15 protein-coding genes are annotated in these 17,163 nt (G+C 58.5%); 8 read left to right on the top strand and 7 right to left on the bottom strand.

The window, feature by feature from the left end; translation table 11 throughout:
• Positions 1-122: 122 nt before the first annotated feature.
• Both AABA21_RS35345 and AABA21_RS35340 read right to left on the bottom strand, forming a co-directional pair.
• Entirely contained in the window at positions 123-677 is a 555-nt protein-coding gene (locus AABA21_RS35345) for a DUF4188 domain-containing protein (protein ID WP_338257480.1), read from the bottom strand.
• 23 nt (positions 678-700) lie between these two features.
• Positions 701-1,270 carry a PadR family transcriptional regulator gene (locus AABA21_RS35340; protein WP_338257479.1) on the bottom strand — a complete coding sequence of 190 codons (570 nt, stop codon included), beginning with the start codon at positions 1,268-1,270 and terminating at the stop codon, positions 701-703.
• Positions 1,271-1,644: 374 nt separating this feature from the next.
• Here AABA21_RS35340 and AABA21_RS35335 point away from each other — a divergent pair, with 374 nt between their 5' ends.
• Positions 1,645-3,885, top strand: a complete 2,241-nt coding sequence (locus AABA21_RS35335; protein ID WP_338257477.1) for a PLL family lectin — start codon at positions 1,645-1,647, stop codon at positions 3,883-3,885.
• 230 nt (positions 3,886-4,115) lie between these two features.
• Positions 4,116-4,979 (top strand): sigma-70 family RNA polymerase sigma factor, encoded by an 864-nt coding sequence (locus AABA21_RS35330; protein WP_338257476.1) that lies wholly within the window; start codon positions 4,116-4,118, stop codon positions 4,977-4,979.
• A 4-nt stretch (positions 4,980-4,983) separates the two neighbouring features.
• Here the strand turns inward: AABA21_RS35330 and AABA21_RS35325 are convergent, their stop codons facing one another.
• From AABA21_RS35325 to AABA21_RS35315, 3 genes are all read right to left on the bottom strand, one after another.
• Positions 4,984-6,147 carry a hypothetical protein gene (locus AABA21_RS35325; protein WP_338257475.1) on the bottom strand — a complete coding sequence of 388 codons (1,164 nt, stop codon included), beginning with the start codon at positions 6,145-6,147 and terminating at the stop codon, positions 4,984-4,986.
• 68 nt (positions 6,148-6,215) lie between these two features.
• The gene (locus AABA21_RS35320) at positions 6,216-7,661 is read right to left on the bottom strand and encodes an FAD-binding oxidoreductase (RefSeq protein ID WP_338257474.1); all 1,446 of its coding nucleotides are present in this window, start codon (positions 7,659-7,661) and stop codon (positions 6,216-6,218) included.
• 121 nt (positions 7,662-7,782) lie between these two features.
• A complete protein-coding gene (locus AABA21_RS35315; RefSeq protein WP_338257472.1) occupies positions 7,783-8,028 on the bottom strand; it encodes an SHOCT domain-containing protein in 246 nt (81 codons plus the stop codon).
• A gap of 367 nt (positions 8,029-8,395) precedes the next feature.
• Here AABA21_RS35315 and AABA21_RS35310 point away from each other — a divergent pair, with 367 nt between their 5' ends.
• Both AABA21_RS35310 and AABA21_RS35305 read left to right on the top strand, forming a co-directional pair.
• The gene (locus tag AABA21_RS35310; protein WP_338257470.1) at positions 8,396-8,806 is read left to right on the top strand and encodes a hypothetical protein; all 411 of its coding nucleotides are present in this window, start codon (positions 8,396-8,398) and stop codon (positions 8,804-8,806) included.
• Positions 8,790-9,722 (top strand): DUF6220 domain-containing protein, encoded by a 933-nt coding sequence (locus AABA21_RS35305; RefSeq protein WP_338257468.1) that lies wholly within the window; start codon positions 8,790-8,792, stop codon positions 9,720-9,722. Before AABA21_RS35310 ends, AABA21_RS35305 begins: the two co-directional genes overlap by 17 nt.
• A gap of 10 nt (positions 9,723-9,732) precedes the next feature.
• Here the strand turns inward: AABA21_RS35305 and AABA21_RS35300 are convergent, their stop codons facing one another.
• Positions 9,733-10,278, bottom strand: coding sequence for a hypothetical protein (locus AABA21_RS35300; protein WP_338257467.1), 546 nt, complete (start codon positions 10,276-10,278; stop codon positions 9,733-9,735).
• Positions 10,279-10,449: 171 nt separating this feature from the next.
• Between AABA21_RS35300 and AABA21_RS35295 the strand changes: the two genes are divergently transcribed.
• Positions 10,450-10,971 carry a DUF4231 domain-containing protein gene (locus tag AABA21_RS35295; RefSeq protein WP_338257466.1) on the top strand — a complete coding sequence of 174 codons (522 nt, stop codon included), beginning with the start codon at positions 10,450-10,452 and terminating at the stop codon, positions 10,969-10,971.
• 304 nt (positions 10,972-11,275) lie between these two features.
• Here AABA21_RS35295 and coaD read toward each other — a convergent pair whose 3' ends face one another.
• Positions 11,276-11,782, bottom strand: a complete 507-nt coding sequence (coaD, locus tag AABA21_RS35290; RefSeq protein WP_338257465.1) for a pantetheine-phosphate adenylyltransferase — start codon at positions 11,780-11,782, stop codon at positions 11,276-11,278.
• Positions 11,783-11,935: 153 nt separating this feature from the next.
• Between coaD and AABA21_RS35285 the strand changes: the two genes are divergently transcribed.
• The 3 genes from AABA21_RS35285 to AABA21_RS35275 all read left to right on the top strand — a co-directional run bounded on the left by AABA21_RS35285 (position 11,936) and on the right by AABA21_RS35275 (position 16,965).
• Complete coding sequence (locus AABA21_RS35285) at positions 11,936-14,119, top strand: protein kinase domain-containing protein (protein ID WP_338257464.1); 2,184 nt, start codon at positions 11,936-11,938, stop codon at positions 14,117-14,119.
• A 490-nt stretch (positions 14,120-14,609) separates the two neighbouring features.
• Positions 14,610-14,804: a hypothetical protein gene (locus tag AABA21_RS35280; RefSeq protein WP_338257463.1), complete on the top strand. Its 195-nt coding sequence runs from the start codon at positions 14,610-14,612 to the stop codon at positions 14,802-14,804.
• A gap of 286 nt (positions 14,805-15,090) precedes the next feature.
• Entirely contained in the window at positions 15,091-16,965 is a 1,875-nt protein-coding gene (locus tag AABA21_RS35275) for a protein kinase domain-containing protein (RefSeq protein WP_338257462.1), read from the top strand.
• Positions 16,966-17,163: the final 198 nt, after the last annotated feature.

Genomic DNA, 17,163 nt, shown 5'->3' with positions numbered 1-17,163 from the left:
GAAGAAGGTACCATCAAAGCGATCAAGGACGGTTGCATGCGATGCGTCGCATCATACCTGCTGCTTTTTCAAGCAGCGAGGAAATAAAGCGGGGGCAAGCCCCGCACGTACTGGGGTCATGTTTATTTTTGCTTGTTCTCAAGTTGAACGTATTGGGGCATGTCGGATGATGGTTGGGCTGGGGTGACAACGGCGGGCTCGTTTGTGCCCCCAAGGCGGCGGCGCGCCGTCTCGCGGCGTCCGACGGCGGGGACGTGCTGGGTGGCGGCGGCCAGGCCGAAGACGGGCATGTTGCCGTAGACGGCCTCGTATTTGCCGGCCTCGACCATGTAGGTCTCGTGCCAGATGCCGACGCTGCCATCGCTGCCGATCGCTTTGTTGAAGCGCTGCCAGGCGCGCAGGTGGGGCTCCTCTTTAGAGCGGGCGAAGCGCTCCAGATCCTCGAAGGAGCGCCAGTATTGAATCAGCATCGCCCCGCGTGCGTTGAAGTAGTTCTCTGCCCCTAAAAAGCCGCTCTCAGGATGCGTATAGAGGCTGCTCATCATCGGCCCCATGGATAACATAGTCGGAACCCATTTGCCAAACGCCAGAAATTTATTGATACGCATGCCGATCAAAAACACCACGAATGGCTGATCAGCCTGGGCCGTAAAACGTCCTGGAATAACAGTAGCCATAGCGAAATCCTTTCTGGGCGGCGCTAATCGCGCGCCGCGTCGATCTCCACGAGTGTTTGCAATGTCTCCAATGTTTCATCGCACCAGTTCAGCAGGGCCAGACAGCGATGGATGCCGTAACGCACTGTGATCAGCGAGTATGCCAGTTCCTGCTGGTCCTTACAGATGTCTTTGAGATGAGCTTCAATACCTCGATATTTCTCCAATAGCTCGACATTCAGCTGCCGAAAGCGCTGCACATGCTCGATATTGTCAGGGACATCAACTTGTTGGCCGAAGAATAATTTCAACAGCAGCTCATTACGCTCCGGAGCCTCCTCGACCGGCTCAAGCAGCCAGCGCTGCAGCTCTTGCCGACCGCGCTCGGTCAGGGTGTAGACATAGCGATCAGGCTTGCCCTCCTGCTTCTCGGCCCGGCTGACGGCCAACCCCTCGTCCACCAACTTCTTGAGCATCGGGTAGATCTGGCCGTAGCTCTCGCTCCAGAAGTTGCTGGTGCTCTTCTCCATAAACTTCTTGATGTCGTACCCCGAGCCGGGGCAGATGCTCAGAAGCCCCATCATGGCATACCTGCTCTTGTTTTCCTTTGGCATTACTATATCTCCTAGATATATATCTAATTGATATATATCATACAGATGCACACAAGTCAAGCCTTTGTTCAGAATGTGTCTGACTTTCGTGCTCATCTCCTGCGGCCTGTATAAGCTTTCGCGCCTGCGGTGCTCGTCAATCCGTTGTGTGTTGGTGCAGCAGGAGCGCGGATGCGCTCCTGCTGCACCAACACACAAAACCAGTGCGCCCCCGCATGCGGACGCGCGTGCGGGGGCGCGCACGTTCCTTTATATGACAAGACATCCATTGCTAGATAATCACCTAAAAAATGCCTGATCTTCGCGTTTAGTAAGTGGCTATCATGTAAGTAGTAGAGGTTTTGTATCGGGTGAGCGGCGAAAGGAGTTCTGGCATGCGCTGGGGTGTTTGTATTGTGACTCTGGTTGGGGTTCCGCGTGGAACAAGTATGCCCGTGAGCTGGTTCAATCAGGTCTTCTCCGATAGTGATGGGGTCGCAAGTTACTTTCAACAGATGAGTGGAGGTCGGCAGAGCATCACGTGGCAGGTGTTTGGGCCAATAGACCTGCTTACACCAAGCGAAAAGCAGGCGCTGGATATGAAGGGGGCGGAAGCGGTGGTTGAGGGTCTGCGCACCAAGGCGACAGCGCAGAAAATTCCTGTAACGCAGTTTGATCGCTTTATATGGATACTCGATGAAGGGATTTCAACAAGTGGTACGACGCCGTCTGATAGCCTGGTTGGCGCCATCGATTTTACGCCGCAGCTGGCGGCACATGAGATGACGCATGCATTTGGGGTCGGGCCACATGCTGATCGCTACACAGCGACAGGCCCGCAGGAGTACGCGGACCCCTTCTGCGTCATGGGCCGAGGGAATACTGCACGCAGCTTCGCCAATCCCAGGCTGACTTTGTTGAGCGCCAATTATACCCACGATACCACGGGTCCTGGCATCTGTGCCCCTTACCTGTATGTCGCAAAGTGGCTCGACTATCAAAAAAATGTCGAGCAGCTTGAAACCAGCGCAATGGATCAAAACGCGGGCGGCGCGATTATTACCCTGAATGCCAACCAGGGAGCACCAGGTCCGGGACGCACCGAGCGCATCGCACTGACCATTGGGACGCTACCGACACAGGCCAATGGCCAGTCGCAATACTGGATAGAATATCGTCATCCGAGTGCATTTGATCGCGGCGTCGATAGGCCAGTTTCGACGACGACGCCCGATTTACCGCCCGAAGGCGCCCTTGTCCTGCACGATGTGAGATTCGATGCGGCCCGAAACTCGCTGCACTCATATCTGATAAGCTGGGTGGGAGCGAACGGAGGCAGCGTGCTGGACCTGCCAGCATCCGGTTACCAACTGCGCGTTACCAGCACGGATACCACTGGGCGCAGGGTGTTTCTCGCACTGGAGCACAAATTTACCTCATTCCCTCTACAGGCGAGGGTGAGCGCTCTTGCCAGACTGCAGAATCACCTGGATCTGTTTACGGTGGGCAACGATGACGCGGTTTATAGCACCTGGTGGGACGGCGCTTCCAACAGCGGCCGTTGGGATCATGGCTGGTTCCGCATCAGTGACCCGAATTTTGCTGATGGCTTTACCGTCAGCCAGCGTTCGGTTATCTCGGCGATCGCACGCCACCCCAACCATCTGGATCTATTCGTCATCGGCAAAGACGATGTTGTCTATAGCACCTGGTGGGATGGCACGTGGGATCACGGCTGGTTCCGCATCGGTGACGCGAACTTCAGCGATGGTTTTACCGTCAACCAGTCATCGACCATCTCGGTAGTCTCGCGCTTCCCCGAGCACCTGGACCTATTCGTGGTCGGCAAAAACGACGCCATTTATAGTACCTGGTGGGATGGCGCTTCCGACGGCGGCAAGTGGGATCACGGCTGGTTCAGTATCTCCGATCCCAATTTCCCCGACGGCTTTACCATCAATCAGGGCAGCGCGATCACCGCGATCTCGCGCCGTTCCGATCACCTGGATCTGTTCGTCATCGGCAAAAACGACGCCATCTATAGCACCTGGTGGGACGGCGCTTCCGACGGAGGCAAGTGGGATCATGGCTGGTTCAGTATCTCCGATCCCAATTTCCCAGACAGCTTCACCGTCAGCCAGTCATCGACCATCTCGGTGGTTTCACGCTTTCCCGAGCATATGGACCTGTTCGTAGTCGGCAAAAACGACGCCATCTATAGCACCTGGTGGGATGGCGCTTCCGACGGCGGCAAATGGGATCACGGCTGGTTCAGTATCTCCGATCCTAATTTCCCCGACGGCTTCACCGTCAATCAAGGGACCGTTGTTTCTGCGATTGCGCGCTTCCCCGAGCATCTAGATCTGTTCGTGGTTGGCAAGGATGGCGCCATCTACAGCACGTGGTGGGATGCCAATGCCGATGGCGGACGCTGGTCCCATGGCTGGTTCCGCATCGCCGATCCCAATTTCCCCGATAACTTTACCGTCAACCAGCATATGACCATCTCAGTAGTTTCGCGCTTTCAGGGCCACCTGGATCTGTTTGTCGTCGGCAAAGATGGCTATGTGTATAGTACGTGGTGGGATGCCAATACTGATGGCGGGCGCTGGTCCCATGGCTGGTTCCGTGTCTAGCTGTTAGATGCCATATAGCATTGAGTTCTGCAGGGGCCGGACAATCCTCGTTCGGCCCCTATACGTGTGATGTAGTCACTCGTCCTCTTCGAACAATGCTCCACGCTCTGTCACATTAGTTGGATTTCGTCCGTCAGAGTGATAGACGGAAACAAGACGAGGAGACATGACCAGCGCTTCGCCCTCTCCTCGTCGCCACTATGACGGAACAGAAAGAAGGAATGTGACCGATGGATACACACGAATGGCAGGCGCAGCAGTTCGAGTCGTACCGCAGCCACCTGCGGGCGGTGGCCTATCGCATGCTTGGCTCGCTGAGCGAGGCGGACGACGCCGTGCAGGAGGCGTGGCTGCACTTTAGCCGCTCCGATACGAGCGAGGTGGTGAACCTGGGCGGCTGGCTGACGCGGGTGGTGGCGCGGATCTGCCTCGACATGCTGCGCTCGCGCGAGTCGCGGCGCGAGGAGTCCCTGGACGCGCGAGTCTCAGATCCGAGCGACCGCCACGAGGAGGGGATCGATCCAGAGGATGAGGCGCTGCTGGCCGATGCGGTCGGGCGGGCGCTGCTGGTGGTGCTGGCGACCCTCAATCCCGCCGAGCGCCTGGCCTTCGTGCTGCACGATATCTTTGGCATGCCCTTCGAGGAGATCGCGCCGATCGTGGATCGCACTCCCACGGCGACGCGGCAGCTGGCCAGTCGCGCGCGCCGACGCGTGCAGGGAGTCGAGGCGGTCCCCGACGCCTCGCGCACGCGCCAGCGTGAAGCCGTCGCTGCCTTCCTGGCGGCCTCGCGCGCGGGCGACTTTGAGGCGCTCCTCTCGATGCTTGATCCCGAGGTCGTGTTCCGCTCTAACTACGCGGGCGCCTCCATGTTGGTGCGCGGCGCGGCCGCCGTGGCCGAGCAGTTCTCGGGACGTGCCCGCGAGGCGCAGGCGGCGCTCGTCAATGGGGCCGTGGCTATCGTGGTGGCTCCCCGTGGCCATCTGCAGCTGTTGATCAACCTCACCTTCAAAGATGGCAGGATCAGCGAGATCAACGTCGCCTCCGATCCCGAGCAGCTGCGCCAGCTCGACATGACGATCTTCAGCGATTGAACGGTCAGGACCGCTCTAGGATGCGCGCGAACGCCTGGAGATAGCTGGCGTCCGCGCTCCTCTGGCGCAGCATCCAGTATTCCGCGCCCCAGAACAGGTAGGCGTAGAGGGGGAGCGCTGGCCGCGACCAGCCCAGGCAGGTGTTGTAGTTGATGATAACCTGCTCCGGCAGGCAGCTATACATGCCCTGCCCGCGTGGGTTGGGCGCGGTCGTCACGCTCTCCCATGGCTCGGCCTGCCCCTCGGCGATCATCAGTCGCTGCCGCCGGGAGCGCAGCGAGGAGAACAGGCGCTTGCGTCTGCGCCGTAACCAGAGGCTCTGGCCGCCATCCAGGTACAGCGTCCTGCCCCCAAGCGGCAGCAAGGCATGACGTGGATAGTAGTCGATGCCGACGATGTCGGCCAGCCGCTGCGCGACCGCCAGCGAGTCGCCCTGGTCGCGCGTGCGCCACCACTGGGAGAGTCCCACCAGCAGCGAGGTCGGCAGGAAGCCGTTCATCATGATCGGTCGGCCCGGATCGGCCGCTCGCAGAGCCTCGACCTCGCGGGCGACAAAATCAAAGGCCAGGCGCCAGCTATGCTCAACTCCCAGCGGATCAACGGCCTCGTGCTCCAGTTGCCAGGCGACGATGGCCTTGCGCGCTCGATAGCGCTCCACGACGCGCATCATAAAGGCGCTGGCAGCCTCCAGCAAGGCGGCATGGGCGTCCGGCCTGATCAGGGTATGCTCGGGCAGGGGATGGCGCAGCCGGTGCTCCGGCACAAAGAACTCGGGATAGCTAAAAGTCTTGAGCGGTCCCACACACAGGATAATCTGCTTACCAGCTTGTTCGGCGGCGTCAACCTGCCAGTCCAGTTCATCGAAGGAGAAGATGTCAGGAGCCGTCTCGCTGCGCATCCAGTAAGCGCCCAGACGAATAAGCTGAAAGGGATAGGCGAGCAATTCGCGCAGGGTAGCGCGCGCGTCCAGTCCCAGCGTCTCCACCTGCGGTGTGCGATAGCTGATGCCCAGCAGCGTCGAGCCACGGGGAGCGATGGGCAGATGCTCCCAGGAGTCCGTCAGGGGCTGTAGCGGTCGTCGCCAGCGTAGCTCTGTCACGTGCCTGCCCAGCTCAGCGGCACCAACACGTAACGTCTGGCTCGAAATTTGCCGCGTTCTCTCTTCCATGCCTAACCTTCCTTTTGCTCAGATCGAGTCGGTACATGCACAGGCATGCCCAGAGTATACAAAAATTTTCATCGTTCCGCATGTTGTTGCAGAGATGGTTGGAAGACGCGCCGATAGAGATTCGACTGCAGCAGCAGGTCTGGATCGTAGTGCAGTTTGAGGTCGAGAAATGCCGCAACGGCGGCATCGCCGATACTGCGACGATAGAGGCTGTGTGTGAGCAGCGAGTCCTTAGCCAGGTAGAAGCGGCCACCGGCCACGATCACCAGCTCCATCAATCCACGCAACAGCTGGTGCAGCCCCTGCGCCCTCTCTGGAATAAGCCGATAATTGACCTCTAGCGAGAAACCATCTACCTGGTAGCTGAGCAGAAAGGGGTCACGGCGATGCCGCTTGATGATGCACCAGAGGGGGACGTATCCGTGCTCCTGCGAGCGGCGGAGAATTTCAGCGAAGAGGGATCCGGCCTCGGTGGCTGGCACAAAGGCCTGAAAGGTCTCGCTCCCTGCGGGCAAGAGCACACGATAGCCCGTAAATAGCGCGGGCGCATAATAGGTGGCGCGCACCAGCGGCGTTTGACGCGGCCCGGTTCTAGCTGGCCAACGGCTCCCCCGGTAGATTATGCTATTCGCGCCGCGCACACCGCTCTCCACCAGCGGTCGGCAGAGGATGCCGCCCCAATGGGCCAATCTATGCATGGATTGTTCGGGGAGGCGAAACGCCAGGGGACCCGCGCTGGTGACACGCTCGCTGTGATTGCTGACCGTGACGATCCCCCGGCCCAGCTCGCGTCCGGCGGCAAAGCCATCCACCCACGCTTCCAGGTAATCGGCCGCCTGCTCGTCCTCAAAGATCTGGAAAAGCTCGCGCAACGAGCGCCCCGGCCGTACGGACACCTCGACCCGGTCGGAAGGGACGCGCCGCAACTGCAGGGTGATCGAGGTAATGATGCCCAGCAGTCCGGCGCTGCCCACCAGGGCGCGAAAAAGCTCACCATCTTGCGTGGGAGAGACGGTGAGCAGTTGTCCATCAACCAGTAGCACGGTCAGGGACAGCACGTGTTCGCCAAAGGAGCCATGCGTCCAGGCATTTTTGCCGTTCACATTCATGGCCACGCAGCCACCAACAGTAGCCGAGGCGGTGGACGGCGTGACCGGCGGCCACCAGCGGTCCGCCAGGGCGACACGCGCTACCTCTCCGATTGACACACCCGGCTCCACCCGCATGATGCCGCGCGCGGGGTCCCAGGCCAGGACACGACGCATAGCTGAGAGGTCAAGCAGCAGGCCACCGTTATTGAGGGCCGCGTCCGTATAGCTATGCCCCGCGCCGTGCGCAATGACTGACAGCCCTCGCCCGCGTGCGGCGGTAAGCGCCTGCCTGATCTCATCCACCGTGCGCGCCTGGCAGATATAGCACGAGGAGCGTTCAGTCATACTCCAATTGACAATGGCGCTCTGCCGCCACGCCAGCATCGTCGCATCGGCTTTATTTATGTTGTCATTTATACACATACATAGAATTTTCAAGTAGAACGATCATCAGTATTTTGAGAAAAGCAGCCCGGCCGCGTCGATCCGCGGGTCGACGCGGTCAGATCAACCAAACGAGAGAAAAGCGGACAGTCGCGACGCGCTAGTAGCGTGGGCGAGCGGAGCCCTCCAGCCGCTCGCGCATCTGATCGAAGGTGGCACCATCGATCTCGCCGCTCGCGTAGCGCCGGCGCAGGATCTCCAGCGCATCCGGCCCCATCGGCATCCCAAAGGGCACGCGCCTGTTTCTCCATCCGAACATCCGCGAAGCGCCCCAGCAGACGAGCGCCACAAAGCCGATCCAGAACACCGGTATCATAGGCCAGAAGCCATATCCCCAATGCATCATATATCGTCTCCTTTATCTTTTCATCATCACTATTCCGCCGTCACTGCCGCCACCGCCACCTGCTCCCCGACGGACCCTGTGCCATCACAGGTGATGATGAAAAGTATAGGTTCGCAAGATGACCGGAAGATGAATTCTCGTTCGCAGTTTTGTCATGGATCTGTCATAAACTTCTGGTTCTAATGTTTTCAGCTATGCAGCTGCTCACCTGCATCCAAAAGCCTGAACTTCATTATCGCATACATGATGACAGCACGATGACAAAATTGGTGTGTCAGATTCACTTTGCCGTCATGTCGCCACGCTAGACTGTAGCTACCGGTATAGTGAACAAATAAGAGGATGGGCGCTAGAAGGAGATCTTACGATGTGGCAAATTATCTGCCTATGCTTGCCCGGGGTAACGCGCAGTGAGCGGCGGCGCTTCTTTACGCTCTTTAGCGACGCGCTGCGCGCCTGTGGACGCGAGTTGACCGAGATAGATTTAAGTTTGCTCTTTTTGCACACCCTTTCGCTGCCGGAGGCGCTAACCGTGCTGGAGGAGCGCCTGCAGCTGGTGAAGCGCTCCCAGGAACTGGTCCGGCAGCCGGAGGAGGGTGAGGATATCCAGGACATCAAACAATGGCTGATCGATGGGCACCTGCACGCCCTGCTGGAGGCCGAGCGTACCTGGCTGATCCAGGCGATTGCCCGGTTGCAGAGCCAGCAGCTAGATCTCGATCTCAGCCAGACGACACTTATAGCAGAAAAGGAACATGGCGATGCACATATCCTATAATCAGGCACCGGTCAAACGGCGCTGGACGCTGTACGTCTACGCGACGCTGGCGGGGCTAATCCTGCTTGGAATCCTGGCGCAAGGCTTTCTGATCGGGACGGCGCTCTTCGCAAACGATAGCTGGGGTCAGACAGCCCACGGTGCTGTAGGGCTGAGCCTGCTACTGCTCACCCTGCTGCTGCCGCTGGTGGGACTGCTGGCGCAGCTACCTCGCGAGCTAAGCATCGGGAGCGCAATCCTGTTCGCGCTGACTTTGCTCGAGGTAATGCTGGCGGGCCTGGCTAGAAGCGTACCCCTGCTGGCCGCGCTCCATCCCACCAATGCCATGCTGATGTCTGCGCTCAATATCTACCTGCTTTTCCAGGCATGGAACATGATACAGGGGAAGCGGACCAGCGAGGTAGCGGTCGCGACAACCGACACGGTAGAGAACAGGAAAAAGGAGGAGAAACCGCTGGAAATTAATCTGACCACGGGCGCCTACCTGCTGTTCGCGCTGATCAGCCTGGCGGTGCTCACGCTCTTCATTATCAATCGTCCGCAAGTCGTCAACGCTGTGAGAGCCATGCAGCCCAACTCTTCACAGGGCGAGATTGATGCGGCGGTCGCCACCATTCAGCTAATCGTCATTGGAGCCCACGCCATCTTTGGCAGCGCCTCTATCATCCTGGCCTTCTTGCTGCGTACAGGCAAAAATTGGGCACGCATCGTCGCCAGCATCTTAAGCGGCCTGGTGATATTGGAGATCATCTACGAGTGGTCCTCCCCCACCGACGTACCAGCGGTACTGGCTCCCAACCAGCGTCTCTACGCCGTCATTGTCCAGCTGCTCATGATCATGATGATGCTGGCCTGTGCCGCGTTGGTCTGGGTGTCACCGGCGTCGCACGCCTTCTTCGCACCCAGACCAAAGTAGGGACCGGCGTTTATGCCCGGTCGCTGCCGCCGGCGGGGGGCTCGCCGCCCATCTGGTCCATATCGGAGGTGTTGGCGGAACCGCGCTCGCGCGAATTGGCCTCGCCCGCGTGGGTCGGACTGGTGCGGCCGGTATCGGTCGTTCCGCTGCTGATATTCATGCCGCCGGTACTGCTCCCCTGCTCGCGCTGAGCCTCCTGGGAACCATCGCGATTGGAGAGGTCACCCAGATTGATCTGTCCATCGCGGCGCTGACCACGCTGATCATCCTGCCGCTGCGCGGCCTGCAGATCATCCTGCGCCGTATCGGTCACGGCCGTCGCCGGCTGCTCCTGCTCGCCTCGTGGCTCGTTCTCCCGCGGCTGGATCTGCTGGACCGGCCGCTCGGCCTCGGCATTCTCCGGTGTATCATTCTCAGTCAGGGGCGCGGGCGGCTCCACCTCATGAACCGGGCTACTGATATCAGCATTGCGCTTCAGCGCCTCCTCAACATATTTACCCCTGCGAATCTCTTCATCTAATCTATCATTTAATTGATCATTCGAATTCGACATCATTATCACACTTTCTCTATACAGCCAATATATTTAAAAGGCACGAATGATTCACTATTTGCTTTCTTCACGAGCTAACACAACAAAAAGTTTCCTGACCACTCCCGCGCCACCGACCAGATGGCATATAATGCTCTCAAGACTGCGGTTCTATCGTTTCAAGGAGGAAAGAGGATGCAGAAAGAGCAGAAAACAACTCCATATCAACAGGGCGACGCCCGTTTTATCTCTTTACTAGAGGAGCTGACACATATAAAGGAAACGTACGCGGTACGACAATTGCAATGGTATAAGCAGCACGCGCCACAGGCCAAATATTATTTTCGCTTCTCCAGTGCGCTGATCATCATCCTCAGCGTGAGCATCCCGTTTCTTGCCACGCTTGACGGGCCCTGGCGCACCACGGTGCTCCCCATCATCGCCCTGCTGATCGCCGGCCTGACCGGCCTGAGTGCCTTCTTCCGTTGGGAAGATAGCTGGAAAGGCTATATGCACGCCCAGATGACGCTTGAACACCTCCTCTGGCTATGGGAGCTGAAAATAGCGGAGGCCAGACACGAACCGGACGCGCAGAAGGGCATGGAGATCGCCCGGCAGGCAACCGAACAGCTCATTAATGAGACGCAGGGAGCGATCCATAGCGAGGCGGAAGACTATTTTAAGCGCGTCCAGTTGCCACAGACCACAAAAAGCTAGATCCGAAGGCTATTGCGATTAAAAATAACGCCAACCGCGCTCGCCGGCTCAACCTTTTGCAGAATGCTTGAAAACGCGACATTGGGAGACGAGCGCGTCCCCAAACACGGTAACGTAGGTTCGGGCCTTGCGCCCGATTTATCCTACCCATTCGCATACGTCCATTGAGCATGTAATGACGAATATCCCTTGATCATTTTTTATTGACGTTTTCATACGGGGAGCGGGAAATCGGGCGCAAGGCCCGAACCTACGATGGGACGTTTTCATACGGGGAGCGGGAAATCGGGCGCAAGGCCCGAACCTACGATGGATATTTTTGCCGCAGGGCGTCAACGACGAGGGGAGGGAGCATGCCGTCGACATGTCCTCCCAGGCTGGCGACCTCCTTCAGGCGGGATGAGCTGATGAAGAGGTGCTCCTGGCTGGTAAAGAGGCAGACCGTATCGATGGTGGGTGCCAGGCGATGATTCATCAAGCCCATCCGGAATTCGCCCTCAAAGTCGTTGGGGGAGCGCAATCCTCGGATAATCGCCTGCCCGCCGCGCCCAGCCACATAATCAACCGTCAAGCCGCTGAAGCTCTCCACCCGTACATTTGGCAAATCCGAGCTTTTAACCACGGCGCGACAGAGGGCGAGGCGCTCCTCCAGCGAGAAGAGCAACGTCTTGTTGGGGTTGGCATAGACGGCGATGATCAATGTATCAAACAGGCGTGCGGCCCTCCTGACGATGTCCAGATGCCCATTTGTGATGGGATCAAAGCTGCCCGGATACACGGCAATCCGACCGTCTGCGTTTCGATTATTCATTGAACGCTTCTCCTTTGTGAGAGAACTGTGCTACAATAAGTGGCAATTGCGGCGTCTATTCATAATAATAGCATTATCATGTAGCTGAACATGGTTATCTGGCTGCGGCAGAACGCAAGGGGATGCAGCCGACCAAAGGATTGGGTTAGATGTATGGCCAGCGTGACGTTACAGTGTGGATCCTGCGGCGCCGAGAATGGCGTGCAGGCGGCCTTTTGCCAGCAGTGCGGGCAACCGCTGTCATCCACTTCCACGACAGCCACCGGAGGCGTGCAGACGCGGCTGCTGCCAGACGACGTTCTGCTCAACGATCGCTATCGCATCGTGGATCGGGCGGGGACGGGCGGCTTCGGCGCGGTCTACAAGGCGGCCGATACGCGTTTCGGGGATCGGCCGGTAGCCATCAAGGAGATGGGGCAGAAGGGGCTGAGCGCGCAGGAGTTGGCCGAGGCAATCGAAGGCTTCAGGAATGAGGCGCTGCTGCTGGCCAACCTCAATCATCCCCACTTGCCGCGCATCTATGATCACTTCAGTGATGGCGGCCGCTGGTACCTGGTGATGGATTACATCGAGGGCGTGACGCTGGAGGACTATCTGGAGAAGGCCCCGGTCGATCCTCAGACCGGCTCGCGGCACCTCTCGGTGGATGAAACGCTGGCCATCGGCCAACAGCTATGCACAGTGCTGGACTACCTGCATACGCGGCGGCCTCCGATCATCTTTCGCGACCTCAAGCCTGCCAACGTCATGCGCGTCTCCGATGGTCACCTCTACCTGATCGACTTTGGCATCGCGCGCCACTTCAAGCCGGGGCAGATCAAGGATACAATCCCGCTGGGTTCGCCCGGCTACGCGGCCCCCGAGCAGTACGGCAAGGGCCAGACCACGCCCCGCGCCGACATCTACGGCCTGGGCGTGATGCTGCACCAGTGCCTCTCCGGAGACGATCCCGCGCTGACCCCCTTCCACCTGGTTCCCCTGCATCTGACCGGCAACCCGGCCCTGAAGAGGCTGGAGACACTCATCCTCCAGATGACCGAGATGGATGAGCAGCGGCGACCCTCTACAGCAGCCGTGGTCAAAGAAGAGCTCAGTCAGATCGCCGAGCAGCTGAACAGCAATCACCGGGTCCTGCCCGCCCAGAAAGAACGACCGCGCGGCGGCATCCACCACGTCCCCACCGATGAATATGAGGAACAGACGGGGAGCGGCCAGCAGATGCTCCCTCCCACGCAGCGCGGGCGTCCACCACGGCGTGGACCCTCGCGACGCACCTTTATCATCGGCGGCCTTTCCGGCCTCGCTGGCCTGTTCGCCCTGGTCGGAGCCGAGACCTACGCCGGACTCCACCGTAGCGATCATATCGAGCCGGGCAACCTCGCCAAACCAGCACCTGGACAGGCTCCTCTCGAACCGGGCAGCGCCAGCCTTTATGTGCATAGTGGTCCAGTGTACTCGGTCGCCTGGTCGCCAGATGGTCGCAGCATCGTCTCCGCCAGCGGTGATAAGACAGTCCAGATAAGGGACGCCAGCAGTGGCAAGAGTACAGTCGTCTATAAGAGTCTGGGGGACGAATTCTACCAGGCCCTATGGACGCCTGACGGGAAGCAGATCATCTCGGGCGGCTCAAAAGGCGTTCAGCGCTGGCAGGCCAGCAATGGACGGCACATCTATACCTATAATTCCACGCCGGCCCAGCCCGGACACGACATGGCCCTCTCGCCCAACGGCATCCATCTGGCGGTCGCTAAATTCACAGATACAGGAAAGTGTAGCGTCCAGCTATGGAACACCGGCAGCAACACTCTCGACAAATCATACGACACCGACTACGTCTATAGTCTGGCTTGGTCGCCTGATGGTAGACATCTGGCCATCGGGACCGCGACCGGCGACATCCGCCTCTGGGACATCGAGACCGGCGACACGCCCCTCATCCTCAATAATGCCCGCGTCCTGCACATGATCCGCGACATCAGCTGGTCGCCCGACGGCAATCGCCTGGCCGTGGTCGGAACCAGCGGCAAGTTCTTTGGCTGGAATATCGCCAGTAGCGGCCGGCTGGAGGTCCGAGACACGCTGAGCGATTTGACCGCCCTGAGCGACTTCTACGCCCTGGCCTGGTCGCCCGATGGCAGCTATCTCGCCACCGGCCACAGTAACGGCGAGGTCTGCTGGCGGCAGGTCGATAGCAACGAACTGCTCGCCACCAGCAAACGACAGCACGCACCCATCACGACCGTAGCCTGGTCGCCCGACGGCAAAGCCATCGCCTCCAGCAGCGAAGACCACACCGTCCAGATCTGGCAACCCAACGGCCCGCAGTCACAAGAGTAGGTTCGGGCCTTGCGCCCAATACTTTCAACTTTAGAGCAAGCAACAATGAAAAAAGACCACAGTACGTGCGGGGCTTGCCCCCGCTTGCTTGCTCGCCGCTCGAAACAGCAACGGAAATGATGCGATGCATCGCAGGCCACTGTCCCTGGTCGCTTTGAAGGAGCTTTTCCTTGTGGGAAGCAAACAAGCGGGGGCAAGCCCCGCACGTACTGCATCTCTTTCTCTTTCCGCATTTCCTTACGTTGAAAGTATTGGGCCTTGCGCCCGTCCCCATTCGAATATATTCATTAAACACGCGATATCGATAATGATCTTGATTATGTTTAACCAATATTTATATGCGTGATAGAGGGAAAATCGGGCGCAAGGCCCGAACCTATGGGCGTTTTCGCGCATAAGAAGGTGACAATGATTCTTTTAATGCCTTTTTCACATAGATTATGGTATACTGCACGCGTATGGATTTATACGTGATAAAGGAGCTACTTTGATGCAGCCAGATCGCGCACTCAAGAGAGTCAAACGCTTCGTGAAGCAGCAGCAGCGCTACCGCTTCACCCTCTCGCTGGACAATGGGAAGACGACGGTCGAGGCGCCCACCTACGCCGTGGCCCTGTTGCTCGGCGTCGTGCTCTTCGTCCTCGGCACCTTCATCAAGATCCTCATCGAAAACGCCATCGATTGAAGTGCCGCCCGCCACGCGCCCATAACAACGAAAATGCCCCCCGTAGGTGTCGGGCTTGCCCCGACTTCTCGGGCTTGCCCCGCTTGGATCTCCGCGTCCCCGTGCCCTCACGAATCGGTTTCCCTTCAATTGAAGCGTTGGCCCACGCCGCCAAACGAAAACGGCCCCATACATAAACATGGTCTGCGATGAGGGTACCGGTATATTTAGTGTATTATTAAATGCATAAGTGCAAGGATTGCTATAATGATGAGCACCGGCACAATTTCTTGTTCAGGAGCTCGCAATGACAGACCTCGTAGGGCAGCAATTAAAGCAGTATCGCCTGACCCATCACTACTCACAGGGAGCTTTGGCAGACGTTTATCTGGCTGAACATATACGATCCCAGCGCCAGACGATCATCAAGATCAAACGGACGCCATTGGCGGAGGGCGAGAGCAAGGTCTTCCTACAGGAAGCGGCACGTATAGCCAGGCTGGCGCACCCCCACATCGTCCCGGTGCTGGATTTCGGGATGCAACAGGATGGCAGGCCGTTCGTTATACAGCGATACACCCCTGACGGTTCGCTACGCACCAGATATTCAGGGGGCGTCACGATCCATATAGACGTGCTTGTAGACTATGTCGACCAGATTACCACGGCCCTCCAATACGCGCACCAGAAGGGATATATACACGGCAACCTGAAGCCGGGCAATATCATGCGAACAAAAGATAAAGTCTTGCTCGCTGATTTTAGCCTGACGGCCATCACCGGGGGAACAGAGAAGCTCGATCAGCTTGAAACGGCTCTATACGCGGCCCCGGAACGCATTCAGGATGAGCCCACACCGGCCTCCGACCAATACGCCCTGGCCACCATGATCTACGAATGGATCTGTGGCGACCCCCTGTTTGAAGGCAGTCCGCTAGAGGTCATCCAGCAACACATCCATGACGATCCCGCGTCTTTGCGGGCAAAGATGCCAGAAGTCTCTCGTGAACTGGAATGGGTCATTATGACCGCCCTGGCCAAAGAGCCCGCGCAACGCTTCAGCAACATCCAGGAATTTAACCAGGCATTCAAAGCGGCTTGTGAAGAGGAAGGTCTTGTATCCTCGGAGAGTACGCGAGTTTTCTTCTCCTACGCCCAGCGCGACCAGAGCCTGCGCGATCAACTGGAAAACCACCTCAGCAACCTGAAGTATCGCGGCCTGATCACCACCTGGAACGCCAGAGAGATCAAAGCAGGCGAGAATGCGATCCAACAGATGAATATCCACCTCAATACGGCCCATATCATCCTGTTGTTGATCAGCGCCAACTTTCTGGCCTCCGACTATTGCTACAGTCAAGAAATGATGCAGGCGATCAAGCGCCACCAGGACGGTAAAGCCCACGTCATCCCGGTCCTCCTGCGGCCCGTAGTCTTCACCGATGCGCCCTTCGCCCACCTCAAGCCTCTGCCCAGTAACCAGAAGCCGGTCGTCACCTGGCGCAACCGCGACAGCGCCTTCGTCGACATCGCCCTGGGTATCGAGCGTATCGTCAACCACCGTAGAAAAGCAATGTCGTTAGATACGGCCTCACCCGGTTACACCAGTACACCATCCAGGCAGACAACAACGCAACGGTCCATACCAGAACCGCAAGCGCCAGCGCTAGAATTTGAGTACGATCATGCGCGGGAAGAAGCATACAAACAAAGACAAGAAGCATACAGACGCGAGCAAGAGGAATACAGGCAAAGGCAAGAAGCAGAGCGCAGGCGCGCGATAGCGGCCAGCGGTCTATCGACGCAGGAGTATGAATACTTTGAGCAGGCGATAGCAGCCTATACGCACGCAATCTATTCTATAGATAGCAATGACGCGGCCGCCTGGAGAGGTCGTGGTCATGCGCAGGCCGCCATAAAGCTCTTTGAAGAAGCGCTGCAGGATTTCGAGGAGGCCCGGCAGCTCGCTCCAGACGCCGAAACGTATGTCGGCATAGGCGATGTCCTGGTCGCCCTGGAACGCTGGGACGAGGCCATCGAGGTCTACCAGCAGGCGCTCGCCCTCGATGAGTCATCCGCCAGCGCCTATGCTGGCCTGAGCACGGTCCTGTATCGCCTCCACAGGATACGAGATGCCGCAATCGCATATAAGCGGGCACGCCGGCTCGGCATCGAAGGTTGACCTGTTGCTCTTCGTCCTCGGCATCGTCGTCAAGCTCCTCATCGAAAACGCCCCCGATTTGAAGTGCCGCCCGCCACACGCCCATAAAACGATCACGCCCCCACGAAGGAATCATTCAAGAAAGAAAGGAACGCCACGTAGGGTCGACCTTCAACGGTCGGCCGGGCCGCGAGCGACAGCGATTGCGGCCCACGTCCC

Source organism: Dictyobacter halimunensis, assembly GCF_036245075.1.
Note: the sequence above shows the minus strand (reverse complement) of the source record. Positions and strands in the feature narration are given on the sequence as shown.

Bases quoted from the DNA above. Each gene is read 5' to 3' on its own strand.
- AABA21_RS35345 (WP_338257480.1), bottom strand. From the start codon at position 677: ATGGCTACTGTTATTCCAGGACGTTTTACGGCCCAGGCTGATCAGCCA.
- AABA21_RS35340 (WP_338257479.1), bottom strand. From the start codon at position 1,270: ATGCCAAAGGAAAACAAGAGCAGGTATGCCATGATGGGGCTTCTGAGC.
- AABA21_RS35335 (WP_338257477.1), top strand. From the start codon at position 1,645: ATGCGCTGGGGTGTTTGTATTGTGACTCTGGTTGGGGTTCCGCGTGGA.
- AABA21_RS35330 (WP_338257476.1), top strand. From the start codon at position 4,116: ATGGATACACACGAATGGCAGGCGCAGCAGTTCGAGTCGTACCGCAGC.
- AABA21_RS35325 (WP_338257475.1), bottom strand. From the start codon at position 6,147: ATGGAAGAGAGAACGCGGCAAATTTCGAGCCAGACGTTACGTGTTGGT.
- AABA21_RS35320 (WP_338257474.1), bottom strand. From the start codon at position 7,661: ATGTGTATAAATGACAACATAAATAAAGCCGATGCGACGATGCTGGCG.
- AABA21_RS35315 (WP_338257472.1), bottom strand. From the start codon at position 8,028: ATGATGCATTGGGGATATGGCTTCTGGCCTATGATACCGGTGTTCTGG.
- AABA21_RS35310 (WP_338257470.1), top strand. From the start codon at position 8,396: ATGTGGCAAATTATCTGCCTATGCTTGCCCGGGGTAACGCGCAGTGAG.
- AABA21_RS35305 (WP_338257468.1), top strand. From the start codon at position 8,790: ATGCACATATCCTATAATCAGGCACCGGTCAAACGGCGCTGGACGCTG.
- AABA21_RS35300 (WP_338257467.1), bottom strand. From the start codon at position 10,278: ATGATGTCGAATTCGAATGATCAATTAAATGATAGATTAGATGAAGAG.
- AABA21_RS35295 (WP_338257466.1), top strand. From the start codon at position 10,450: ATGCAGAAAGAGCAGAAAACAACTCCATATCAACAGGGCGACGCCCGT.
- coaD (WP_338257465.1), bottom strand. From the start codon at position 11,782: ATGAATAATCGAAACGCAGACGGTCGGATTGCCGTGTATCCGGGCAGC.
- AABA21_RS35285 (WP_338257464.1), top strand. From the start codon at position 11,936: ATGGCCAGCGTGACGTTACAGTGTGGATCCTGCGGCGCCGAGAATGGC.
- AABA21_RS35280 (WP_338257463.1), top strand. From the start codon at position 14,610: ATGCAGCCAGATCGCGCACTCAAGAGAGTCAAACGCTTCGTGAAGCAG.
- AABA21_RS35275 (WP_338257462.1), top strand. From the start codon at position 15,091: ATGACAGACCTCGTAGGGCAGCAATTAAAGCAGTATCGCCTGACCCAT.